Raw genomic sequence first — 21,823 nt, forward strand, 5'->3', positions numbered from 1 at the left:
GTTATTTATTACTGCAGCTGCGCCAGCGTAAAGTAACCGTCAAATACGGCGCCCGTATCAATGTAGTGGAGATTGTCAAAATCATACCTTCTGTCGACGGGCGTATGTCCGAACCAGAAATGATCCGCACCGCTGATGCCCTGCCCTTTACCCACCATAAACCCCGTCAACCGATCGCGATCCCATAAAACGCGCTGGGCGCTCACCGGTTTTTGCCAGCGGTATTCCGCTGCCGGATAATCCGCATGGGCAATCACGTTCAGACCGTTCGCACAGGTTATCTCGATGATATGCGGTAAATCGTGACAGGCCTCGAGCAACGATAGCGCAAGCTGTTGCTGGTCCCGTTCAAGTTGCCTGAACCATATTCCGCCATTCATTGTCCAGAGTGAAAAATCGTTATTATCCAGACTGTCGAGCGCCATTTGCTCATGGTTGCCCCGGACGGCACGAAACCATTTTTCATTGATAAGTTGTAATGATTTAACGCTGTCCGGACCGCGATCGATCATATCCCCAACGGAAATAAGCAAATCCTCATACGGATTAAAATGACGGCGTTTAAGCTCATCCATAAGCCGCTGATAACAGCCATGTATATCGCTGACAACCCAGACGTGACGCCACTTTCGACCATCTATTCGCTCATACATAGAACCTCCCACAAGAGAGTGTAGCTGCAGCTAGCATATGCGCAGGGAAGCTCCGCTGGAGCGCTTTTCATAAAGTTAAACAAACAGTAAACTAAGGATAAATAAATATTTCACCAGTATTAATACACTTTTGCATGCCCCTAAAATATGCATTGCATAAACTTTGAGGTCTTTCCGTGTCAAATAAGCGCCTGCAAGAAGATGCGCCACATTCGCATCGTACCCATATCATTTCCGAACTGGTGAAAGGTAAACTCGTTCCAGGTCCTATCTGGCAAAAACGCGAGTACCGTCTCAAATTTCTGTTACGTTCACTGCTGTTCTGGTCTTCCACGCATCGCATGCTCGATGCACTGGCTCGCCGCAACGATTTCGACCAGCTGCTGGCTTCGCAAATCACCCTGCCGAGCAAAACGCATCGCCAGTATCTCATGCGGGGGATGAATGCCAACGCACGGGCCAATGCCATCATCACCCATTATCAGTGGATTGACTCCCTGAGAGATGCCGGGCTAATCGCCGCCTTAACCGGGCCGCAAGAACAATCCATTGTTGAGTTTCATGCTAAAGATGGCGTGAGCTATAACGTTAATGCCATGAACGCCAGTAAAGCAGAGCGTGAGGGCGAGTGTACGCTGTGGCTGCGTGATAACGAAAATACCCTGCTTGCGAGCGTGACGTTTTGCGTTACGCGTGAAAACGGAGAATATGCGCTGGTGATTGGGGGTCTTCAGGGCCCGCGCCGCAGCGTATCCCGCGATGTGATCAAACAGGCGACCCGTGCCTGCCATGGTCTTTTCCCGAAACGCGTGTTGATGGAAGTGCTTTTCCAGCTTGCAACCCTCTCCGGCATGAAAGCCATTTACGCAGTCAGCGATGAAGGGCATATCTTCCGCGCGCTGCGCTATCGTCTGAGTAAAGGTCGTCATTTCCATGCCAGCTACGACGAGTTTTGGGCTTCTATTGACGGTCAAAAACGCTCGACCTTCAGTTGGCAGCTCCCGCTGCATATGGAGCGCAAATCCCTTGAAGAAATTGCCAGTAAAAAACGCGCTGAATACCGCCGTCGCTTTGAGCTGCTTGATGAAATCGAGGCGTCGGTTAGGTCGTACTTTTAGACCCCGCACGCGCTTTACTGAATTGCACACGAAAATTTAACAAAACAGGCAAAAAGGGCTGGACTACAGCATGCCGTAGTGTGTTATGTTTTAACCAGACGTACAGGACGTGCGCTGCAGAAGTGAGACAACGAAAGGATTAGTCTTTTACTTTCATGCAGATAAAAAGAGACCGAATACGATTCCTGTATTCGGTCCAGGGAAATGGCTCTTGGGAGAGAGCCGTGCGCTAAAAGTTGGCATTAATGCAGGCTAAGTCGCCTTGCCTTTTAAGAATAGATGACGACGCCAGGTTTTCCAGTCCACAGCTAAAGCGGTCGGAAAAAAAGCGCCAGAGCATCATAAAATGTGAAAAACCGCAGTGCTTTCGCAAGCATCTGCGGTTTTTTATTGGAAACCTGAGCGTTAGCAGAGCTTGTCGGCGCGCTCGATAAACGGGGCCAGGCTCATTTTCTGTCCCGGATTCGCCGGGTCATCGATCTGAATGATGCTAATCGGCTGGCCGCTGCTCTTGCCGCTGGCCACCTGCTGCTCGGCGGTTTCATTTAACGGGTATTGCACCAGCGTGCTCGGGTTGATGGCATACAGCGCATGGCCCGGACGGCAGGTCAGCATCACCTCTTCGCGGTTGAACGCCCATTTATCCTTACCCACTTCAAAACGGCTGACGGTGATAACCTGCGGTGCGGCAAACGCGCTCCCCGTGCAGGCCAGCAATATGAGAGAAAGTACTGTCTTTTTCATATGATATTTAACCTTGTCAGAAGGGTTCCCAGGTGGCGAACAGACTGACCGTTGCCAGTACCAGCGCCCCCAGCACCACTTCTGCCTGTGTCATCCTGATAAAAATCTGTTGTGCTCGCCCGGTCTCCGGACGAAACCGTGGCACCAGAAAATACCGATTTGCCAGCGCAATTACCACCATCAAAGCCACCAGCGCACATTTGAACAACAAAAACTGCACGTAGTCAGCCTGCCAGGGAATATGGACACCCAGTATCATGAGCGCATTGATTGCTCCGCTGAGCAGCACGCCCGCGACCGCATAATGGCCCACGCGCGAGAAGCGCATCATGGTATAGATGGCGGCATTCTGCCAGCGCCCTTTCGCCAGACGCATGCAGAACAGCAGGGGCAGTAATCCGCCAAGCCAGGTAGCAGCACAGATCAGGTGAAAAGCGTGATTAAGGCGCTGCAGCGCCCCCATCGAACCGTCGTTCATCGCCGCGTGCCCTACCCCCGCCAGCAGGATAAGCTGCCCCATGGCGAGCAGCAGCAGCCGCGAACCCTTCAGCGGCGCGAGCCATGCTGCAGCGACCGTCATCGCAGCGAGAATCATTTGCCACAGCAAGACGCCGCCAAACTGTGTCCTCATTACGCCGGACCAGACCTGTGGGGCAAACACATCGCCCCAGCCGTTACCCATCTGTCCGCCCTGAAGCATAAACATCAGGAGTGCAGCCGCCAGGCTCACAAAAGCCGCCACTTTCTGCTGCAGCTGGAAACGTCGGGACATCAGCCGCTGGAGAGAGGAAGGCGCAAACCAGACGCTGTAAAGCGCGTTGCCAAAAATCAGCATCAGCGCCCCGAAATGGATAAAGCGCAACCCGATATAACACAGCGCCAGCATGCTATTTCACGCTAAATTGATAGCTACCTTTGGTTTTATGACCGTCTACCGAGACGACATGCCAGTCTACCTGGTACGTCCCTGGCGTCAGCGTCTGGTCCAGCGGAACGGTGAGCTGCGCCTTGTTCTTTTCGTCGCGCGTGGCGGTTCCCGTTTTGATGACCTGCTTTTGCGCATCCGTCACCACCACACCGCTAAATTCCGGTTCGATGCCTTCTGAAAAATTCAGCGTCAGTGCCTGCGGAGCGCTCACCACGCTGTCCGCTGCCGGGATCGGCTGCTTAAGGTGCGCATGCGCCAGCACGGAGGGGGTCATCATTGTAGAGGCCAGAAAAACCAGTGCGCATACCGCGCGGGAAGCGGAGAAACCCATCGCAATCATTCCTTTTTGTTATGTCTGTATGCTAAAGAATAACGCTGTATAATAAACGAGTCGAGGATCATCCTGCCTCCGCTTGTCATCGTCGTGCAATCGCGGTAACGTTGCCGCCGCATAAAAAGGAGAAGGTAATGAAGATCAATCTGGCCGCCCTTCCACAGGACGAGATGGATAAAGTGAATGTCGATCTCGCTGCCGCTGGCGTCGCGTTTAAAGAGCGTTACAACATGCCTGTCGTGGCTGAAGTCGTTGAACGGGAACAGCCCGCCCATCTGCGCGACTGGTTTCGCGAAAGACTCATCGCCCACCGTCTCGCCTCGGTCAACCTCTCCCGTTTACCGTACGAACCTAAAGTTAAATAAGCTTAACGAGCCGTTACACTTCCTTACGCTGAATCTGGCAGGATAAGAAAACCCTGATAAATTTAGGTGTATTCTTAAATCCCTGCGACTCAGTGTATAAGGAAGTCACGATGTCACATTGGAATATAGCGGCGGCCCAGTATAGCGGGCAGCATCAGAGTGTCGATGACCATATCACGCACCACCTGCGCTTCATCGCCGAAGCAGCACGGCAGGGGTGCGATCTGCTGGTGTTTCCTGAACTGTCATTAACAGGCTCGGGAACGACGACGTTACCTCTCCCACCCGGCGACGCCCAGCTGGAACCGCTGCTCGACGCGGCGCATCGTTACCGAATAACCGTGATTGCCGGGCTCCCCGTGGAGCGGGATGGTCAGCGCCAGAAAGGTCTCGCGCTCTTCACCCCCGCTCGTCAACGCATCCTTCGCTACCCGCAAGGTGGCGGAGCCAGCCTGGTGCCGGGAGAGAAACAGCTCAGCATTATTGATGCGCATGCCGATTCCCCCAATCTCGATCCCAGAGCGTCGCTGTTTACCAGCTGTCAGTCAGTGGAGGATAACCGCTGGCGGCAGTCCATCAGTACCCTGCAGCGCTTCGCGCATAAATATGCCATAGCGGTGCTGATGGCGAACGCCTGCGGCGGTAGCGCGCTGTGGGATGAGAAAGGCCAGCTGATCGTTCGCGCGGATAAGGGCGAGCTGCTGTTGACCGGCACGCTCGGCGGAGAGGGTTGGCAAGGCGATATCATTCCTTTAGGCTAGGCGTTTTAAGCTCAGGAGTGTTCAATGCTGCGCGTCATCGATACCGAAACTTGCGATCTTCAGGGCGGAATTGTGGAAGTGGCCTCTGTCGACGTGGTTGATGGTAAAATCGTCAACCCAATGAGCCATCTGGTGCGTCCTGACCGCCCCATCAGCCCTCAGGCGATGGCTATCCATCGCATTACCGAATCGATGGTGGCGGACAAGCCGTGGATCGAAGAGATCATTCCCCACTATTACGGTAGCTCCTGGTACGTCGCGCATAACGCCAGTTTTGACCGCCGGGTGCTCCCTGAGATGCCGGGGGAATGGATTTGTACCATGAAGCTGGCGCGTCGCCTCTGGCCGGGCATTAAATACAGCAACATGGCGCTGTACAAGTCCCGCAAGCTCAGCGTCCGCACGCCTGAGGGGCTTCATCATCACCGCGCCCTGTACGACTGCTATATCACCGCCGCGCTACTCATCGATATTATGAACACCTCAGGCTGGACGCCGGACGATATGGCAACGATTACCGGCCGTCCCGCACTGCTGACCACGTTTACCTTTGGTAAATACCGGGGCAGAGCGGTGTCGGATATTGCGGATAAAGACCCGGGCTATTTGCGCTGGCTGTATAACAACCTTGACAAAATGAGCCCGGAACTGCGCCTGACGCTAAAGCACTATCTGGGCGAAGCTTAACGCTCTGCACGGCCTGGCAGCGTCTCCTGCGCCAGGCCAATCAGGAAGGCATACTCCAGCGCCACCCCTTCATACGATTTAAATCGTCCCGATTTCCCGCCGTGTCCGGAATCCATGTCGGTACACAGCAGCAGCAGGTTGTCGTCGGTTTTCAGCTCCCGCAGTTTCGCCACCCATTTTGCCGGCTCCCAGTACTGCACCTGAGAGTCATGCAGGCCGGTGGTGACCAGCATGTGCGGATAGGCTTTCGCCTCGACGTTATCGTAAGGGCTGTACGTTTTCATATAGCGGTAGTAAATCTCATCCTGCGGATTCCCCCACTCTTCAAACTCCCCGGTCGTCAGCGGAATGGATTCATCGAGCATGGTCGTCACCACATCGACAAACGGCACCTGCGCGACAATCCCCTTAAAGCGTTCAGGACGCTGGTTGATAACCGCTCCCATCAGCATACCGCCCGCGCTGCCGCCCATGCCAAAGCAGAGTTTCGGATCGCCATAGCCCTGATCAATCAGCGCATCGCAGACGTCGAGGTAGTCATTGAAGGTGTTTTTCTTTTTCAGGAATTTCCCGTCCTCATACCAGTGCTGCCCCAGCTCACCGCCGCCGCGAATATGGGCGATGGCGAAAACAAAGCCGCGGTCGAGCAGGCTTAAACGGCTGCTGCTGAAATCAGCATCCATGCTGGAGCCGTAGGAGCCGTAGCCGTACACAAGGATCGGGTTTTTGCCTTTCTGGAAATGGGCTTTGTGATAGACGAGCGAGACGGGGACCTCGACACCATCCCGGGCGGTGACCCACAGGTGCTCGCTGCGGTAGTTTTCGGACTCAAACCCTTTAACCTCGGTCTGCTTTATTACCTGACGCTGCCCGGTATCCATGTCCAGCTCAAACAGGGTGTCCGGTGTGGTCATGGATGAATAGCCGTAGCGCAGCCGCGATGATTCGGGTTCGGGATTGAACCCAATCCACGTCACATAGGCCGGGTCGTCGAACGCGATCCCCACCACTTCCCGCGTTTTGCGGTTGATTTGCCGGATGCTGGTCAGCCCGCGCTGGCGCTCCTCCACTACCAGCCAGTCGGTGAACAGGGTAAACCCTTCCAGCATCACCTGATCCCGCGCGGGGATAAGCACCTCCCACTTGCGCTCATCGCGCACTTTGGTTTTATAGAGGCCAAAGTTTTTACCCTCGCGATTCGAGCGCAGATAAAAGCTGTGCTGGAAGTGATCCAGGCTGTATTCATGATCCTTTCGGCGCGGCAGGAAACAGAGCGGCTGGGCGTCGGGCAGTTCGGCATCCAGCAGCAGGACTTCCGACGTCGTGGCGCTGGCCAGGAAGATAATGACATAGTGGCGCGAAGAGGTTTTATGCAGGCTGACATAAAACGTTTCGTCTTTCTCTTCATAGACCAGCTCGTCGTCTGCGGAGTCCGTTCCGATGGTATGCCGCCATACCTGATAGGGCAGCAGCGTAGAGGCGTGCTTTTTGACGTAGTACACCGTCTCGGAATCATTCGCCCAGACAAAATCCGGGGAGACGTTTTCCAGCATTTCCGGATACCAGTTGCCGGTGTCCAGATTGCGAAAACGCAGGCCGTACTGGCGACGGGAGAGATAATCCTCCGCCAGCGCCATCACCGCATTATCCGGCGAAATGGACATGCCGCCCAGAGTATAAAACTCGCTGTGGGCCGCGCGCTGATTGGCATCCAGCAGAATATCCCACGCACCCCATTCGGCGCTCAGGACCGACTGACGCTGGTAGATGGGATACTCGTTGCCGGGCTCATAAATATGGCGATAGCGATAGCCATTTTTGGTCCAGGGCGCGGAGATATCGCGCTGAGGAATACGCTGCACCATTTCATTCAGCAGCTGGTCCTGAAGCGTCTGCTGGCTGGACATGACCTTGCGGCCATAGTCGTTTTCCTCGTGCAGGTAGTCGAGCACCTCTAGCCGGGAGCGCGAGTCGTCCCGTAGCCAGTAATAATTGTCTATACGCGTATCGCCATGCGTGGTGATCGCATAAGGTATACGTCGGGCTTTCGGTGGCATGTCGTCATTCTTTTTCGTTTTACACCCTATAAGGTTGGCAAAACCCACGCATGATGCAAGCGAAACAGGGTCGCAACGGCGAGAACTATCCCTGTAACGCCTGTTTTTGTTCCCGGATATCCCGCTCAATGCCCTCACGCACGTCCTGCGGGATCTTCAGCGCGTCGCCAAGCGCATTCAGGTAGCTGCGCTCCATAAAGTGATCGATATCGATGGCGGCACAGCTGAGGAAATAGAGTTCAAGCGCCTCTTCCTCATTTTTCACGCTCTGCGCCAGACGCTGCGGATCCAGGGGCTGTTCGATGGCCTGCGCCACCAGCGCTCTGCCCTTCTCTTCGACGCCGGCTTCGCGCAGCTGCTGTTCGATCGCCAGCCGTTCCTTATCGTCGATATGTCCGTCACTTTTCGCGGCAAAAACCAGCGCAAGAATGAGCCTTTCGGTGCGCAGATCCTGCGGCGAGGTATGCTCGCCGTAGTGCGGTTCATCGCTGTGCGCGGTCCGGACCCTGTCCTTGTATTTATTCCACAGGACGGTGCCCGCAATGGCGCCCCCACCGGCGAGCAGCGCGCCTGTCCCGTACTTTGCCAGCAGCTTGCGCGAGGATTTATTCGCGACCAGCAGGCCTGCCAGCCCGCCGAGCGCCCCGGGCACCAGCAGTTTGCTGAGATCCCGCTCGCCGGAAGACGACGTTTTCTGCCCTAACAGTGATTGCAATTGATTTAGCCAGCCAGACATGGTTTCCCTCACTTAACGGTGAACATGTTCCACAGCGTAAGCGAGCAGGCGTCAGGAAATGTCTGGGCGGGCTAAAGAAGCGCAAATTTCTTCTCCCCTCACCTGGCCGTGCACAAGACAGACGCAAACGTTTTCGTTTATACTGCCCGCAACTTTTTCAGGGGGATTGTTATGATTCGTTTAGGAACCGCGCTGCGACCTGCGGCGACGCGAGTGATGCTGTTGGGATCGGGCGAGCTGGGAAAAGAGGTCGCCATTGAGTGCCAGCGTTTAGGCGTGGAAGTCATTGCCGTAGACCGCTACGCCGATGCACCCGCCATGCACGTCGCCCATCGTTCTTATGTGATTAACATGCTGGACGGCGATGCCCTTCGTGAGCTGATTTCACGCGAGAAGCCTGATTTTGTCGTGCCGGAAATTGAAGCCATCGCCACCGACACGCTGATTGCGCTTGAGCAGGAAGGCCAGCGCGTGGTGCCCTGCGCGAAAGCCGCAAAGCTGACCATGAACCGTGAAGGCATTCGTCGCCTGGCGGCGGAAGAGCTGGGATTGCCCACCTCGAGCTACCGTTTTGCTGGCGATAAGGCCGCATTCCTGCAGGCCGTCGAGGAGATTGGCTTTCCGTGCATCGTTAAGCCGGTGATGAGCTCCTCCGGAAAAGGACAGAGCTTTATTCGCGACAGCAGCACCCTGGATAACGCGTGGGATTATGCCCAGCAGGGTGGCCGTGCCGGAGCCGGTCGCGTAATCGTCGAAGGCGTCGTGAAGTTTGATTTCGAGATCACCCTGCTGACCGTCAGCGCCGTTGACGGTGTTCATTTCTGCATGCCGATTGGCCACCGCCAGGAGGATGGCGATTACCGCGAATCCTGGCAGCCGCAGCAGATGAGCCCCCTGGCGCTTGAGCGTGCGCAGGCGATCGCCCGTAAAACCGTCCTGGCGCTGGGCGGCTATGGCCTGTTTGGCGTGGAGCTGTTTGTGTGCGGCGATGAGGTGACCTTCAGCGAAGTCTCCCCTCGCCCGCATGACACCGGCATGGTCACGCTGATTTCGCAGGATCTCTCCGAGTTCGCCCTGCACGTGCGCGCCTTCCTCGGCCTGCCCGTCGGCGGTATCCGTCAGTACGGCCCGGCCGCCTCGGCGGTGATCCTGCCGCAGCTAACCAGCCAGAACGTTACGTTTGATAACGTTGACGCGGCGGTGGGTGCCGGGTTGCAGGTCCGTTTGTTCGGCAAGCCGGGGATCGACGGAACCCGTCGTCTTGGCGTGGCGTTAGCCACCGGGAATAACGTTGACGACGCCGTGGCGAGAGCGAAAGCGGCCGCAGCAAACGTTAAGGTAGAGGGATAAAAAAAACGGGCCAGAAGGCCCGTTTTCATGCGACGAATGACTTACTGCTTCGCGCCTTCCACCGCTTCGCGAGCCAGTTTGGTGATGCGATCCCAGTCGCCCGCTTCCAGCGCATCCGCCGGAACCAGCCATGAGCCACCGATGCACAGCACGCTTTTCAGCGCCAGGTAGTCACGGTAGTTGGCAGGAGAGATACCGCCCGTCGGGCAGAAGCGTACCTGAGAGAATGGACCGGCAATCGCCTGCAGCGCTTTGGTGCCGCCGTTCGCTTCCGCCGGGAAGAATTTGAACTCTTTCAGACCGTAGTCCATGCCCAGCATCAGTTCAGAGACGGTGCTGATGCCCGGGATCAGCGGAATAGTGCCTTCGGTCGCGGCTTTCAGCAGCGACTCGGTCAGGCCCGGGCTGATGGCAAACTGTGCGCCCGCTTCGGTCACTTCAGCCAGCTGTTTTGCGTTCGTTACGGTACCCGCACCGATAATGGCGTCCGGCACTTCTTTGGCAATCGCGCGAATGGCGTCCATCGCGCAGGCGGTACGCAGGGTCACTTCCAGAACGCGAACGCCGCCCGCAACCAGCGCTTTCGCCATCGGTACAGCGTGCTCCAGCTTGTTTACCACGATAACCGGCACGACAGGGCCAGTGGTCAGGATTGCTTCTGCACTTGTTTTCCAGTTTTTCATCAGAGTCTTCTCTCGCCAGATCGTTAAAATCAAGTCGTCTTAAAACGTAATACAGGTTGCGCCCTGCTCAGCACCGGAGAGGTTCTCACGCAGTGCGCCAAACATTTCGCGTCCTGTTCCCACGCGCGACGCGCTCAGGTCAGGAATATGGGGCTGACGTGCCGCCAGCTCGGCGTCATCCACCAGCAGGGTTAACTCGCCTGTCTGACCGTTAACGCGGATCATGTCACCGTCACGCACTTTTGCCAGCAGGCCGCCGTCGTACGCTTCCGGCGTCACGTGGATAGCTGATGGCACTTTACCTGAGGCGCCAGAGAGGCGTCCATCGGTCACCAGTGCAATTTTGAAACGGCGGTCCAATAATACACCAAGTGGTGGCATAAGTTTATGTAATTCTGGCATCCCGTTGGCTTTAGGCCCCTGATGACGCACCACTACCACGCAGTCTTTGTCGAGCAGACCGGCGTCAAAGGCAGGTAATACGTCGTGCTGGCTTTCAAATACCACCGCTGGCGCTTCGATAATCTGGTTCTCTTCCGGTACGGCAGAGGTCTTTATTACCGCGCGACCGAGGTTACCGCTCAGCACCTTTGTGCCACCGTGAGGAGAGAACGGTTTGTCGATGGTGGCGATAACCTGCGCATCAAGAGATGCGGTCGCCCCTTCGCGCCAGTCCAGCTCGCCGTTGTTCAGCCATGGCTCCTGGGTGTAGCGCTGCAGGCCAAAGCCCGCTACGGTGTTAACATCTTCATGCAGCAGACCGCCCTTCAGCAGCTCGCGCATGAGCAGCGGTACGCCGCCTGCGGCCTGGAAGTGGTTGATGTCCGCCGGACCGTTTGGATACAGGCGCGCCATCAACGGCACTACGGAAGAGATCTCGGAGAAGTCATCCCAGTTAATCAGAATGCCCGCGGCACGCGCCATGGCCACCAGGTGCATGGTGTGGTTGGTCGAACCGCCGGTGGCCAGCAGCGCGACAATTCCGTTGACGATAACTTTTTCGTCGACCAATTTGCCCATCGGCATCCATTCGTTGCCGTTTCCGGTCAGACGCGTGACCTGACGGGCCGCGGCCTCGGTCAGCGCCTTGCGCAGCGGTGCGTCCGGCTGGATAAACGACGAGCCCGGCAGTTGCATCCCCATAAACTCCACCACCATCTGATTGGTGTTGGCCGTACCGTAGAACGTACAGGTGCCCGGCGCGTGGTAGGATGCAGCTTCCGCTTCCAGCAGCGCCTGACGATCTGCTTTTCCTTCCGCGTACAGCTGGCGAATGCGCACTTTTTCTTTGTTCGGCAGGCCGCTTGCCATTGGGCCCGACGGCACGAAGATCGCAGGCAGATGACCAAACGACAGCGCGGCCATCACCAGGCCCGGAACAATCTTGTCGCATACGCCGAGATAGAGCGCGCCATCAAACATGTTGTGTGACAGGCCCACCGCCGCGGACATGGCAATGACTTCACGGCTCAGCAGGGAGAGCTCCATACCGTCCTGACCCTGCGTCACGCCGTCGCACATGGCGGGTACCCCACCCGCCACCTGGCCGACCGCATTCACGCTGTGCAGCGCTTTACGGATGATGTCCGGGTAAACCTCATAGGGCTGATGCGCGGAGAGCATATCGTTATAGGCGGTAATGATGGCGATATTGTTACGCAACATGCTTTTCAGCGACGCTTTATCGTCAGGCTGGCAGGCGGCGAAGCCGTGCGCCAGGTTACCGCAGGCCAGCTGGGAGCGGTGAACGGTGTGGCTCTTCGCCTGTTCAATCCGGGCGAGGTAGGCCGAACGGGTCTCTTTCGAGCGCTCAATAATGCGCTGTGTTACGCGTAACAATGTCGGATTCATAAAAGCTCCTCTCATTTATCTGTCCGGGCTCGGGAGTTTACAAAGTCGCTGGCAGTTGTTAACAACGCTGAAACGCTTGCTGTCCGGAGCTCAGGGGCAAAATCACTTCCGGCAGTGTAATAAAAAAAGCTCCGCGGGTGAATCCACGCGGAGCTTAAAAGTTGAAAATTGTGCCACGAGCTGTGTTAGATCATGTTACCGGTAAAATAACACTTTCGGGCTAGCGGATTATCTTACTCAAACTCGTTCCAGGAGCGGCCATCACGGGTGATCATTGCCACCGACGCGACAGGTCCCCATGTGCCCGCCTGATACGGTTTTGGCGCATCCTGATCGGCAGCCCAGGCTTCGGTGATGGAGTCGACCCATTTCCACGCCTCTTCCACCTCATCGCGACGCACGAACAGCGCCTGGATACCGCGCATGGTTTCCAGCAGCAGACGCTCGTAAGCATCGGCCAGGTGCGTCTGGTTGAAGGTTTCGGAGTAGCTCAGATCCAGCTTGGTGGTCTGCAGGTTGTGTTTGTGATCCAGGCCCGGCACTTTGTTGAGGATCTGGATGTCCACGCCCTCGTCCGGCTGCAGACGAATGGTCAGTTTGTTCTGCGGCAGCTCCTGCCAGGACTCTTTGAACAGGTTCAGTTCCGGGTTCTTAAAGTAGACAACCACTTCGGAACATTTCGCAGGCAGACGCTTACCGGTGCGCAGGTAGAACGGAACCCCCGCCCAGCGCCAGTCGTCGATGTCCACGCGGATGGCCACGAACGTCTCGGTGTTGCTGGACTTGTTCGCGCCCTCTTCTTCCAGGTAGCCAGGCACTTTTTTACCTTGCGCAAACCCGGCGGTGTACTGGCCGCGAACGGTCTTCTCGCGCACGTTGGAGCGGTCGATGCGGCGCAGCGACTTCAGCACTTTCACTTTGGCGTCACGGATGCTGTCCGCCGTCAGATCAGACGGAGGAGACATGGCAATCATGCACAAAATCTGCAGCAGGTGGTTCTGGATCATGTCGCGCATCTGACCGGCCTGGTCAAAGTAACCCCAGCGGCCTTCAATCCCCACCTCTTCCGCCACGGTGATTTCCACGTGGTCGATGGTGCGGTTGTCCCAGTTGTTCACAAACAGGGAGTTAGCAAAACGCAGCGCCAGCAGGTTCAGCACCGTCTCTTTACCGAGATAGTGGTCAATACGGTAGACCTGGCACTCTTCAAAGAACTCGCCCACCTGGTCGTTGATTTCACGCGAGGTTGCCAGGGACGTACCCAACGGCTTCTCCATCACGACGCGCGCCGGTTTGGCGTTCAGTTTGGCTTCGCCCAGGCCTTTGCAGATGGCGCCGAAGGTGCTTGGCGGCATGGCGAAATAGTTAATGGTGACACGGTTTTTCTGATCCAGCATCGCGCCCAAGCGAGCGAATGCGCTGACGTCATTCACGTCAAGGTTGCAGAAATCGAGACGACCGCTCAGGGTATCCCACAAACTTTCATCAATTTTTTCCTTCATGAAAGTTTCGAGCGCCTCGCGGACGACTTTGGTATAAGCGTCCTTGTCCCAGTCGGCGCGCCCAACACCCAGGATACGCGTATCCGGATGAATTTGGCCCGCTTTCTCCAGTTGATACAGGGAAGGCAGCAATTTTCGGCGTGCAAGATCGCCTTTCGCGCCGAAAATGACCAGGTCACATGCCTGGGCTGTTTGCGTTACCGCCATGTCATTCTCCTCAGTTGGATCACCTGGTACTTCTGCCAGGTATCGTTGTAATTTTATTACAATGCACTGTACTGCTTTTACGTCATTCCCGAAACCATTAGCGCTTATCGTCGCGTGCGATACCGCGATTTTTCACCCATCGGATGATTTCGACGGCTTAATGACGCAACAACCGTCGTTTCTTTGCGCAACAGGGTCATAGCAAAACCCGACATCGATCAAGTAATGAAAAAAAACAACAACATTATCTCGTCGATTGTTACCCTTAATGGAAGCCACAGGGGTAATATCGGCTAAATCGAATCACGATTTCATCAATTAATGAAATCGTTTACACCCATGAGCGTCCTGTTAACATGAACATGCTGGAAAAAATCCAGTTTCAACTGGAACACCTTAGCAAATCCGAGCGAAAAGTGGCCGAGGTCATTCTCGCCTCTCCCGCTCAGGCGATTCATTCAAGCATCGCCGCTCTGGCACAGGAAGCGGGTGTTAGCGAACCCACGGTCAATCGCTTCTGCCGCAGCCTGGAAACGCGCGGCTTTCCTGATTTTAAACTGCATCTGGCACAAAGTCTGGCTAACGGCACCCCTTATGTTAATCGTAATGTGGATGAAGACGACAGCGTTGATGCCTATACCGCGAAAATTTTTGAGTCGGCCATGGCTTCGCTTGACCACGTCCGTCAGTCTCTGGACATGAGTTCCGTGAATCGCGCAGTGGATTTACTCACCCAGGCCAAGCGAATTGCCTTCTTTGGGCTCGGGTCGTCGGCGGCCGTCGCGCATGACGCCATGAACAAATTTTTCCGCTTTAACGTCCCGGTGATTTATTCCGATGACATTGTCCTGCAACGCATGAGCTGTATGAATTGCAGTGAAGATGACGTCGTGGTACTGATTTCGCATACTGGCCGCACTAAGAGTCAGGTAGAACTGGCGCAGCTGGCCCGTGAAAACGATGCCATGGTGATTGCGCTGACCACGGCGGGCACACCGCTGGCCCGTGAGGCGACGCTGGCGATCACTCTCGACGTGCCGGAAGACACCGACATTTATATGCCAATGGTCTCCCGACTGGCCCAGCTCACCGTGATTGACGTGCTGGCGACCGGTTTTACCTTACGCCGGGGGGCAAAATTCCGGGATAACTTGAAGCGGGTCAAGGAAGCGCTGAAGGAATCGCGTTTTGATAAAGAATTGCTTATAAAGAGCGATGTTCGATAGTTGATAACGAAGACGTCACGAATAATGACGAAGTAACGATTTACGGCATTCGGTCCCCTCTCCACTGCCTTGCAGCAGATGAAGGCCGATTCAATGTTCACGCAACACCAAAGTTGTTTCAGTCAACGGAGTATTACATGTCCAGAAGGCTTCGCAGAACCAAGATCGTAACCACCTTAGGCCCGGCCACCGATCGCGATAATAATCTCGAGAAAATTATCGCCGCTGGCGCCAACGTGGTGCGTATGAACTTCTCTCACGGTACGCCAGAAGACCATAAATTACGTGCCGATAAAGTGCGTGAAATCGCAGCTAAACTGGGCCGTCACGTTGCGATCCTCGGCGATTTGCAGGGTCCAAAAATCCGCGTTTCGACCTTTAAAGAGGGTAAAGTTTTCCTCAATATCGGCGACAAATTCCTGCTGGATGCCAACCTGGGCAAAGGCGAAGGCGATAAAGAGAAAGTCGGTATCGACTATAAAGGCCTCCCGGCTGACGTCGTACCTGGCGATATCCTGCTGCTTGACGACGGTCGCGTACAGCTGAAAGTGCTGGAAGTTCAGGGCATGAAAGTGTTCACCGAAGTCACCGTCGGCGGCCCACTCTCCAACAATAAAGGCATCAACAAGCTGGGCGGCGGCCTCTCTGCGGAAGCGCTTACTGATAAAGATAAAGCGGATATTGTGACTGCTGCGCTGATCGGTGTTGACTACCTGGCTGTCTCCTTCCCGCGCTGCGGCGAAGATCTTAACTATGCGCGTCGTCTGGCGCGTGATGCAGGCTGCGATGCCAAAATCGTCGCCAAAGTTGAGCGTGCGGAAGCCGTTTGCGATCAGGATGCTATGGACGACGTTATCCTTGCCTCTGACGTGGTGATGGTTGCGCGTGGCGACCTGGGTGTGGAAATCGGCGACCCTGAGCTGGTGGGGATTCAGAAAGCCCTGATTCGTCGCGCACGTCAGCTGAACCGCGCGGTGATTACCGCCACTCAGATGATGGAATCGATGATCACCAACCCGATGCCAACCCGTGCAGAAGTGATGGACGTGGCCAACGCCGTGCTGGACGGTACCGATGCGGTAATGCTCTCTGCGGAAACCGCTGCGGGCCAGTATCCGGCAGAAACCGTGGCCGCCATGGCACGTGTTTGCCTGGGTGCTGAAAAGATCCCAAGCATCAACGTCTCTAAACACCGTCTGGACGTGCAGTTCGACAACGTTGAAGAAGCGATTGCGATGTCTGCAATGTATGCGGCAAACCATCTGAAGGGCGTTACCGCGATCATCACTATGACCGAATCTGGCCGCACCGCGCTAATGACCTCTCGTATCAGCTCGGGTCTGCCGATCTTCGCCATGTCCCGTCACGAACGTACGCTGAACCTGACGGCGCTGTACCGCGGCGTGACGCCGGTACACTTCGACAGCACCAATGACGGCGTGGCCGCGGCGCACGATGCCGTAAACCTGCTGCGCGACAAAGGCTATCTGGTCTCTGGTGATATCGTCATTGTGACCCAGGGCGATGTGATGAGCACCATCGGCTCAACCAACACCACGCGCGTTATGACCGTCGAGTAATAACGTCTCTGTTAAAAAGCCCTCTCCAGATGGAGAGGGCTTTTTTTATTTCGTTGGATAAAGCTCTTTGCGTTTATACGGCTCTTTTTCACCCGGCTTACGCGTTTTAAGCAGCTTCAGGATCCACGTGTATTGCTCGGCATGCGGCCCTACCAGGATCTCCACCTCTTCGTTCATCCGACGGGCAATGGTGTGGTCGTCAGCGGTCAGCAGATCGTCCATCGGCGGACGAACCTCAATGCTCAGGCGATGCGTTTTACCATCATAGACCGGGAACAGCGGGATCACGCGGGCACGACACACTTTCATCAGGCGGCCAATCGCAGGGAGCGTCGCTTTATAGGTCGCAAAGAAATCGACAAACTCGCTGTGCTCGGGGCCGTGGTCCTGATCCGGCAAATAGTAGCCCCAGTACCCCTGGCGTACCGACTGAATGAAAGGCTTAATGCCATCGTTGCGCGCATGCAGGCGTCCGCCAAAACGACGACGCACCGTATTCCAGACAAAATCGAAGATTTTATTGCCCTGGTTATGGAACATTGCCGCCATCTTCTGGCCCTGAGAGGCCATCAGCATCGCCGGAATATCAACGCCCCAGCCGTGTGGGACAAGGAAAATGACTTTCTCGTCATTGCGACGCATCTCCTCAATGATATCCAGCCCTTTCCAGTCAACGCGATCGACAATTTTCTCCGGCCCTTTCAGCGCCAGCTCCGCCATCATCGCCATGGCCTGCGGTGCGGTGGTATACATCTCATCAATGATTGCCTCGCGCTCGGCGTCGCTCTTTTCAGGAAAACAGTAATAGAGATTGATCTGCGCGCGACGGCGGGCACTCTTGCCTAAGCGCCCGGCAAGACGGCCAATTTTACCCAGAACAGGATCGCGGACGGAAGCCGGCAGCAACGCTATCCCCGCAAAGGCGTAGACACCGAGCCAGGCGCCCCAGTTGCGCGGATGGCGGAAGGATTTTTCAAACTCAGGAATGTATTCAATATTGTTTTTTTGGGTTTCCATGCTGGATCCAGGGTCTGATGACGCAAAATTAATTCAGATAGTGTAGCGAGGCAGTCGTCCGCGCACAAAAGAAAAAGCCGGCGTCAGGGTGCGCCGGCTTTTTTAACGAAAACAGAGGGCTTAGTCTAAGCTCAGCTGCGGCAACACCTCTTTCACCTGCGCCAGGTAATCCGTACGATCTTTACCCGTCAGGCCTTCGGTGCGCGGCAGTTTTGCCGTCAGCGGGTTCACGGCTTGCTGGTTGATCCACACTTCGTAGTGCAGGTGCGGGCCGGTAGAGCGACCGGTATTACCGGAGATCGCAATGCGGTCACCACGCTTCACCTTCTGTCCTGGTTTAACCAGCAGCTTACGCAGGTGCATATAGCGGGTCGTATACGTGCGACCATGTCGTACCGCAACATAATATCCGGCTGCGCCGCTACGTTTGGCCACCACCACTTCGCCATCCCCAACCGCGAGTACCGGTGTGCCCTGCGGCATAGCAAAATCAACGCCACGGTGCGGTGCGACGCGTCCGGTGACCGGGTTCAGACGACGCGGGTTAAAGTTGGAGGAGACGCGGAACTGTTTCGCCGTCGGGAAGCGCAGGAAGCCCTTTGCAAGGCCCGTACCGGTGCGGTCGTAGAACTTGCCGTCTTCGGCACGGATCGCGTAGTAATCTTTGCCCTCGGAGCGCAGACGCACGCCCAGCAGCTGGCTTTGCTCGCGCTTGCCGTCCAGCATTTCGCGGGACATCAGGACGGAAAACTCATCGCCTTTTTTCAGCTTGCGGAAATCCATCTGCCACTGCATGGCTTTGATCACCGAACTGATTTCAGCGCTGGTCAACCCTGCGTCGCGCGCGCTGGAGACAAAGCTTGCGCCCACGGTGCCTTTGAGAACGCTGTTGACCCAGTCGCCCTTCTGCATTTCGCTGGTCATTTTGAAACCGGTTGCCGTGCGATCGTAGGTGCGGGTTTCACGGCGGGACATTTCCCAGGTCAGACGCTGGAGATCGCCATCGGCCGTTAACGTCCAGGAGAGCTGTTGCCCAATTTTCAGGTTGCGAAGATCTTTATCTGCCGCCGCCAGCTGGCTGATATTGCCCATGTCGATGCCGTACTGGTTCAGCACGCTGCTCAGCGTGTCCCCGGTAGAAACTACATATTCGTGGATACCCGCTTCGTTCTCGGTTTTATCGTCCAGTTCATCCTGTGGAATGGCTTCATCTTCCTGAGCCGACTGGTCGATAGGCTCACTGGCTTCAGGCAGCAAAGAGCGGATTTCGCTCTTTTCAAGCTCGATGGTTTTGATGATAGGGGCAGAACTCGGGTGGTAAACATAGGGCCGCCAGACGGCGACCGCTAAGGTGAGTACTGTAAGCGACCCCAGCATGACGCGGTGGGGTCGAGGCAGATTGTTAAATGCCAGGGCGACAGAGCGGGCTATCTGTTGCACGTATTCACTTCCTCGTTAATCTCCTTTCAGGCAGCTCGCATACTGGTTCGCCAGTTGGCTGAGGAACTGCGAATAGCTCGCTTTGCTCAACTGGATATTCGTTCCTAGCGGGTCAAGGGTCCCCATGCGCACGGATGTCCCCCTGGCCACGGCTTCTACGACCGCTGGCCTGAACTGTGGCTCAGCAAAAACGCATGTCGCTTTTTGCTCAACCAGCTGTGTTCTGATTTCATGTAAACGCTGCGCACCAGGTTGAATTTCAGGGTTGACGGTAAAGTGCCCCAGTGGGGTCAAACCGTAGTGTTTTTCGTAATAGCCGTAGGCGTCATGAAAAACGAAATACCCTTTTCCTTTCAACGGTGCGAGCTCATTACCTACCTGCTTATCGGTTGCGGCTAATTGTGCCTCAAAATCTTTCAGGTTGGCGTCTAGTTTGGCTCGACTTTGCGGCATAAGTTCCACTAATTTGTCATGGATTGCAACCGCTGAAAGCCGCGCTATCTCTGGGGATAACCAAAGATGCATGTTGTACTCGCCGTGATGGTGATCTCCATCACCTTTTTCACCGTCGGCAGCATGATGGTCATGTTCATCGCCGTCGTCATCCGTCCCTTTCATGAGTAACGGTTTCACGCCTGGGAGGGCGGCAATCGCAACCTGTTTTTCGCCCGCCACCTGTTTTGCTGACTTCTGCATAAACGCTTCCATTTCCGGACCAATCCAGACAACTAAGTCCGCGTTTTGTAAGCGTTTTACGTCTGAAGGGCGCAGGGAGTAGTCATGCTCGGATGCACCATCCGGGAGCAGAACCTGAGTTTCTGTTACCCCGTCAGCAATGGCTGACGCGATAAACCCGAGAGGTTTAAGCGAAGCGACAACCGCAGCGTTAACATCTTGTGCGGTTGTGCCCCAAAGGGCAGCGGATAATGCTGCGAAAAGAAGCGTATTTTTATGTAACATAATGCGACTAATCATCGTAGTGAATGCGTGGAATGTGATATTATAACATTCGTTGACTTCTTCAAGCTTAAAATGACATGACGACATTGGTTTCTCTTGAAAATATTTCGGTCTCATTTGGCCAGCGCCGCGTCCTTTCTGACGTGTCGCTCGATCTGAAGCCCGGCAAAATTCTGACGCTGCTCGGCCCCAATGGCGCAGGCAAATCCACCCTGGTTCGCGTGGTGCTGGGTCTGGTCGCACCCGATGAAGGCGTGATCAAGCGTGAGGAAAAATTGCGTATCGGCTATGTGCCGCAAAAGCTTCACCTTGACGCCACGCTGCCGCTGACGGTGAGCCGTTTCCTTCGCCTGCGCCCCGGCACGCGTAAAGCCGATATTCTCCCGGCGCTGAAGCGCGTGCAGGCAGGCCATCTTGTCGATGCGCCGCTGCAAAAACTGTCCGGCGGTGAAACGCAGCGCGTATTACTTGCCCGTGCGTTGCTCAGCAGCCCGCAGCTGCTGGTGCTGGATGAGCCGACTCAGGGTGTAGACGTCAACGGCCAGGTCGCGCTGTACGATCTTATTGACCAGCTGCGTCAGGAACTGAACTGCGCGGTACTGATGGTATCCCACGACCTGCATCTGGTGATGGCAAAAACTGATGAAGTGCTGTGTCTCAACCACCATATCTGCTGCTCCGGCACGCCTGAAGTGGTCTCCATGCACCCGGAATTTATCTCCATGTTCGGCCCTCGCGGCGCTGAACAGCTCGGCATCTATCGCCATCATCATAATCACCGCCATGATTTGCAGGGACGAATCGTTCTGCGTCGGGGAAATGGACACTCATGATTGAACTGTTACTGCCCGGCTGGCTGGCCGGGATTATGCTTGCCTGCGCCGCGGGTCCACTCGGCTCGTTTGTGGTGTGGCGCAGAATGTCTTACTTCGGCGATACCCTGGCGCACGCGTCCCTGCTGGGCGTGGCTTTTGGCCTGCTGCTGAACGTCAACCCGTTCTATGCGGTGATTGTGGTCACGCTGCTGCTGGCGGCCGGTCTGGTCTGGCTGGAAAAACGCCCTCACCTCGCCATTGATACGCTGCTTGGCATCATGGCGCACAGCGCCCTGTCGCTGGGTCTGGTGGTGGTCAGCCTGATGTCCAATATCCGCGTGGATCTGATGGCCTACCTGTTCGGTGACCTGCTAGCCGTCACGCCTGACGATCTCATCGCTATCGCCATTGGCGTTGTGGTGGTGCTCGGGATTCTGCTCTGGCAGTGGCGTAACCTGCTGGCGATGACCGTCAGCCCCGATCTGGCGTTCGTCGATGGCGTGAAGCTGCAGCGCGTTAAGCTGCTGCTGATGCTGGTAACGGCGTTAACCATTGGCGTGGCGATGAAGTTTGTCGGCGCGCTGATTATTACGTCGCTGCTGATCATCCCTGCGGCTACGGCGCGTCGTTTTGCCCGTACGCCGGAGCAGATGGCCGGTGTCGCCGTAATTATCGGGATGATTGCGGTAACGGGTGGGCTAACCTTCTCGGCGTTCTATGACACGCCTGCGGGGCCGTCCGTGGTGCTGAGTGCGGCGGTGCTGTTTATCTTCAGTATGATGAAGAAGACCGCACAGTAGCGGGTATGT

Annotated in this window: 21 protein-coding genes; 9 read left to right on the forward strand and 12 right to left on the reverse strand. The window is 55.9% G+C overall.

Annotation, left to right across the window (positions count from 1 at the left end; genetic code table 11):
- Positions 1 to 8: 8 nt before the first annotated feature.
- The gene (pphA, locus tag HMPREF3143_RS12220; RefSeq protein ID WP_023344417.1) at positions 9 to 653 is read right to left on the reverse strand and encodes a protein-serine/threonine phosphatase; all 645 of its coding nucleotides are present in this window, start codon (positions 651 to 653) and stop codon (positions 9 to 11) included.
- A gap of 176 nt (positions 654 to 829) precedes the next feature.
- On the opposite strand from pphA, the gene HMPREF3143_RS12225 reads away from it, so the two are divergent.
- Positions 830 to 1,771: a VirK/YbjX family protein gene (locus HMPREF3143_RS12225; RefSeq protein WP_025910080.1), complete on the forward strand. Its 942-nt coding sequence runs from the start codon at positions 830 to 832 to the stop codon at positions 1,769 to 1,771.
- A 405-nt stretch (positions 1,772 to 2,176) separates the two neighbouring features.
- Here the strand turns inward: HMPREF3143_RS12225 and HMPREF3143_RS12230 are convergent, their stop codons facing one another.
- Genes HMPREF3143_RS12230 through yobA form a run of 3 tightly spaced genes read right to left on the reverse strand, consistent with a single transcriptional unit; the run spans position 2,177 to position 3,774 of the window.
- The gene (locus tag HMPREF3143_RS12230; RefSeq protein WP_008500468.1) at positions 2,177 to 2,515 is read right to left on the reverse strand and encodes a YebY family protein; all 339 of its coding nucleotides are present in this window, start codon (positions 2,513 to 2,515) and stop codon (positions 2,177 to 2,179) included.
- A 16-nt stretch (positions 2,516 to 2,531) separates the two neighbouring features.
- A complete protein-coding gene (copD, locus tag HMPREF3143_RS12235) occupies positions 2,532 to 3,401 on the reverse strand; it encodes a copper homeostasis membrane protein CopD (protein WP_070533205.1) in 870 nt (289 codons plus the stop codon).
- A gap of 1 nt (position 3,402) precedes the next feature.
- Positions 3,403 to 3,774, reverse strand: a complete 372-nt coding sequence (gene yobA, locus HMPREF3143_RS12240; RefSeq protein ID WP_039266604.1) for a CopC domain-containing protein YobA — start codon at positions 3,772 to 3,774, stop codon at positions 3,403 to 3,405.
- Between the two features lie 137 nt (positions 3,775 to 3,911).
- On the opposite strand from yobA, the gene HMPREF3143_RS12245 reads away from it, so the two are divergent.
- The 3 genes from HMPREF3143_RS12245 (at position 3,912) to exoX (ending at position 5,590) form a co-directional block, all read left to right on the forward strand.
- Positions 3,912 to 4,142, forward strand: coding sequence for a DNA polymerase III subunit theta (locus tag HMPREF3143_RS12245; RefSeq protein ID WP_008500465.1), 231 nt, complete (start codon positions 3,912 to 3,914; stop codon positions 4,140 to 4,142).
- Between the two features lie 110 nt (positions 4,143 to 4,252).
- Complete coding sequence (locus HMPREF3143_RS12250; protein ID WP_008500464.1) at positions 4,253 to 4,903, forward strand: carbon-nitrogen hydrolase family protein; 651 nt, start codon at positions 4,253 to 4,255, stop codon at positions 4,901 to 4,903.
- Positions 4,904 to 4,927: 24 nt separating this feature from the next.
- Complete coding sequence (gene exoX, locus HMPREF3143_RS12255; RefSeq protein WP_070533208.1) at positions 4,928 to 5,590, forward strand: exodeoxyribonuclease X; 663 nt, start codon at positions 4,928 to 4,930, stop codon at positions 5,588 to 5,590.
- Here exoX and ptrB read toward each other — a convergent pair.
- Both ptrB and HMPREF3143_RS12265 read right to left on the reverse strand, forming a co-directional pair.
- Complete coding sequence (gene ptrB, locus HMPREF3143_RS12260; RefSeq protein WP_070533210.1) at positions 5,587 to 7,647, reverse strand: oligopeptidase B; 2,061 nt, start codon at positions 7,645 to 7,647, stop codon at positions 5,587 to 5,589. The genes exoX and ptrB overlap by 4 nt on opposite strands.
- An 85-nt stretch (positions 7,648 to 7,732) precedes the next feature.
- Positions 7,733 to 8,383 (reverse strand): tellurite resistance TerB family protein, encoded by a 651-nt coding sequence (locus HMPREF3143_RS12265; protein ID WP_070533212.1) that lies wholly within the window; start codon positions 8,381 to 8,383, stop codon positions 7,733 to 7,735.
- 171 nt (positions 8,384 to 8,554) lie between these two features.
- Here HMPREF3143_RS12265 and purT point away from each other — a divergent pair, with 171 nt between their 5' ends.
- Positions 8,555 to 9,733 carry a formate-dependent phosphoribosylglycinamide formyltransferase gene (gene purT / locus HMPREF3143_RS12270; protein WP_070533214.1) on the forward strand — a complete coding sequence of 393 codons (1,179 nt, stop codon included), beginning with the start codon at positions 8,555 to 8,557 and terminating at the stop codon, positions 9,731 to 9,733.
- Positions 9,734 to 9,774: 41 nt separating this feature from the next.
- On the opposite strand, the gene kdgA is transcribed toward purT, so the two are convergent.
- The 3 genes from kdgA to zwf all read right to left on the reverse strand — a co-directional run bounded on the left by kdgA (position 9,775) and on the right by zwf (position 13,976).
- Complete coding sequence (gene kdgA, locus HMPREF3143_RS12275; RefSeq protein WP_008500459.1) at positions 9,775 to 10,416, reverse strand: bifunctional 4-hydroxy-2-oxoglutarate aldolase/2-dehydro-3-deoxy-phosphogluconate aldolase; 642 nt, start codon at positions 10,414 to 10,416, stop codon at positions 9,775 to 9,777.
- Between the two features lie 39 nt (positions 10,417 to 10,455).
- Positions 10,456 to 12,267: a phosphogluconate dehydratase gene (gene edd, locus HMPREF3143_RS12280; RefSeq protein WP_070533217.1), complete on the reverse strand. Its 1,812-nt coding sequence runs from the start codon at positions 12,265 to 12,267 to the stop codon at positions 10,456 to 10,458.
- Between the two features lie 233 nt (positions 12,268 to 12,500).
- Positions 12,501 to 13,976: a glucose-6-phosphate dehydrogenase gene (gene zwf, locus HMPREF3143_RS12285; RefSeq protein WP_008500457.1), complete on the reverse strand. Its 1,476-nt coding sequence runs from the start codon at positions 13,974 to 13,976 to the stop codon at positions 12,501 to 12,503.
- A gap of 356 nt (positions 13,977 to 14,332) precedes the next feature.
- Here zwf and HMPREF3143_RS12290 point away from each other — a divergent pair, with 356 nt between their 5' ends.
- Together HMPREF3143_RS12290 and pyk are read left to right on the forward strand one after the other, a co-directional pair.
- Positions 14,333 to 15,202 (forward strand): MurR/RpiR family transcriptional regulator, encoded by an 870-nt coding sequence (locus HMPREF3143_RS12290; RefSeq protein ID WP_008500456.1) that lies wholly within the window; start codon positions 14,333 to 14,335, stop codon positions 15,200 to 15,202.
- A gap of 137 nt (positions 15,203 to 15,339) precedes the next feature.
- Positions 15,340 to 16,782 (forward strand): pyruvate kinase, encoded by a 1,443-nt coding sequence (gene pyk / locus HMPREF3143_RS12295; protein WP_008500455.1) that lies wholly within the window; start codon positions 15,340 to 15,342, stop codon positions 16,780 to 16,782.
- 45 nt (positions 16,783 to 16,827) lie between these two features.
- Here the strand turns inward: pyk and lpxM are convergent, their stop codons facing one another.
- The 3 genes from lpxM to znuA form a co-directional block, all read right to left on the reverse strand.
- Positions 16,828 to 17,799: a lauroyl-Kdo(2)-lipid IV(A) myristoyltransferase gene (lpxM, locus tag HMPREF3143_RS12300; protein ID WP_008500454.1), complete on the reverse strand. Its 972-nt coding sequence runs from the start codon at positions 17,797 to 17,799 to the stop codon at positions 16,828 to 16,830.
- Positions 17,800 to 17,919: 120 nt separating this feature from the next.
- A complete protein-coding gene (mepM, locus tag HMPREF3143_RS12305; protein ID WP_008500453.1) occupies positions 17,920 to 19,239 on the reverse strand; it encodes a murein DD-endopeptidase MepM in 1,320 nt (439 codons plus the stop codon).
- Positions 19,240 to 19,254: 15 nt separating this feature from the next.
- The gene (gene znuA / locus HMPREF3143_RS12310; RefSeq protein WP_025910050.1) at positions 19,255 to 20,199 is read right to left on the reverse strand and encodes a zinc ABC transporter substrate-binding protein ZnuA; all 945 of its coding nucleotides are present in this window, start codon (positions 20,197 to 20,199) and stop codon (positions 19,255 to 19,257) included.
- A gap of 77 nt (positions 20,200 to 20,276) precedes the next feature.
- On the opposite strand from znuA, the gene znuC reads away from it, so the two are divergent.
- Together znuC and znuB are read left to right on the forward strand one after the other, a co-directional pair.
- The gene (znuC, locus tag HMPREF3143_RS12315) at positions 20,277 to 21,032 is read left to right on the forward strand and encodes a zinc ABC transporter ATP-binding protein ZnuC (RefSeq protein ID WP_008500451.1); all 756 of its coding nucleotides are present in this window, start codon (positions 20,277 to 20,279) and stop codon (positions 21,030 to 21,032) included.
- A complete protein-coding gene (gene znuB / locus HMPREF3143_RS12320; RefSeq protein ID WP_021240439.1) occupies positions 21,029 to 21,814 on the forward strand; it encodes a zinc ABC transporter permease subunit ZnuB in 786 nt (261 codons plus the stop codon). The genes znuC and znuB overlap by 4 nt, the downstream gene beginning before the upstream one ends.
- Positions 21,815 to 21,823 lie beyond the last annotated feature (9 nt).

It is taken from the genome of Enterobacter sp. HMSC16D10 (genome assembly GCF_001807145.1).
GTDB classification, from domain to species: Bacteria; Pseudomonadota; Gammaproteobacteria; order Enterobacterales; family Enterobacteriaceae; genus Enterobacter; species Enterobacter roggenkampii.

What these genes read in the sequence shown, in the direction of transcription:
- pphA (WP_023344417.1), bottom strand. Translation starts at nt 653, where the DNA reads ATGTATGAGCGAATAGATGGTCGAAAGTGGCGTCACGTCTGGGTTGTC.
- HMPREF3143_RS12230 (WP_008500468.1), bottom strand. Translation starts at nt 2,515, where the DNA reads ATGAAAAAGACAGTACTTTCTCTCATATTGCTGGCCTGCACGGGGAGC.
- copD (WP_070533205.1), bottom strand. Translation starts at nt 3,401, where the DNA reads ATGCTGGCGCTGTGTTATATCGGGTTGCGCTTTATCCATTTCGGGGCG.
- yobA (WP_039266604.1), bottom strand. Translation starts at nt 3,774, where the DNA reads ATGGGTTTCTCCGCTTCCCGCGCGGTATGCGCACTGGTTTTTCTGGCC.
- HMPREF3143_RS12245 (WP_008500465.1), top strand. Translation starts at nt 3,912, where the DNA reads ATGAAGATCAATCTGGCCGCCCTTCCACAGGACGAGATGGATAAAGTG.
- HMPREF3143_RS12250 (WP_008500464.1), top strand. Translation starts at nt 4,253, where the DNA reads ATGTCACATTGGAATATAGCGGCGGCCCAGTATAGCGGGCAGCATCAG.
- exoX (WP_070533208.1), top strand. Translation starts at nt 4,928, where the DNA reads ATGCTGCGCGTCATCGATACCGAAACTTGCGATCTTCAGGGCGGAATT.
- ptrB (WP_070533210.1), bottom strand. Translation starts at nt 7,647, where the DNA reads ATGCCACCGAAAGCCCGACGTATACCTTATGCGATCACCACGCATGGC.
- HMPREF3143_RS12265 (WP_070533212.1), bottom strand. Translation starts at nt 8,383, where the DNA reads ATGTCTGGCTGGCTAAATCAATTGCAATCACTGTTAGGGCAGAAAACG.
- purT (WP_070533214.1), top strand. Translation starts at nt 8,555, where the DNA reads ATGATTCGTTTAGGAACCGCGCTGCGACCTGCGGCGACGCGAGTGATG.
- kdgA (WP_008500459.1), bottom strand. Translation starts at nt 10,416, where the DNA reads ATGAAAAACTGGAAAACAAGTGCAGAAGCAATCCTGACCACTGGCCCT.
- edd (WP_070533217.1), bottom strand. Translation starts at nt 12,267, where the DNA reads ATGAATCCGACATTGTTACGCGTAACACAGCGCATTATTGAGCGCTCG.
- zwf (WP_008500457.1), bottom strand. Translation starts at nt 13,976, where the DNA reads ATGGCGGTAACGCAAACAGCCCAGGCATGTGACCTGGTCATTTTCGGC.
- HMPREF3143_RS12290 (WP_008500456.1), top strand. Translation starts at nt 14,333, where the DNA reads ATGAACATGCTGGAAAAAATCCAGTTTCAACTGGAACACCTTAGCAAA.
- pyk (WP_008500455.1), top strand. Translation starts at nt 15,340, where the DNA reads ATGTCCAGAAGGCTTCGCAGAACCAAGATCGTAACCACCTTAGGCCCG.
- lpxM (WP_008500454.1), bottom strand. Translation starts at nt 17,799, where the DNA reads ATGGAAACCCAAAAAAACAATATTGAATACATTCCTGAGTTTGAAAAA.
- znuA (WP_025910050.1), bottom strand. Translation starts at nt 20,199, where the DNA reads ATGTTACATAAAAATACGCTTCTTTTCGCAGCATTATCCGCTGCCCTT.
- znuC (WP_008500451.1), top strand. Translation starts at nt 20,277, where the DNA reads ATGACGACATTGGTTTCTCTTGAAAATATTTCGGTCTCATTTGGCCAG.
- znuB (WP_021240439.1), top strand. Translation starts at nt 21,029, where the DNA reads ATGATTGAACTGTTACTGCCCGGCTGGCTGGCCGGGATTATGCTTGCC.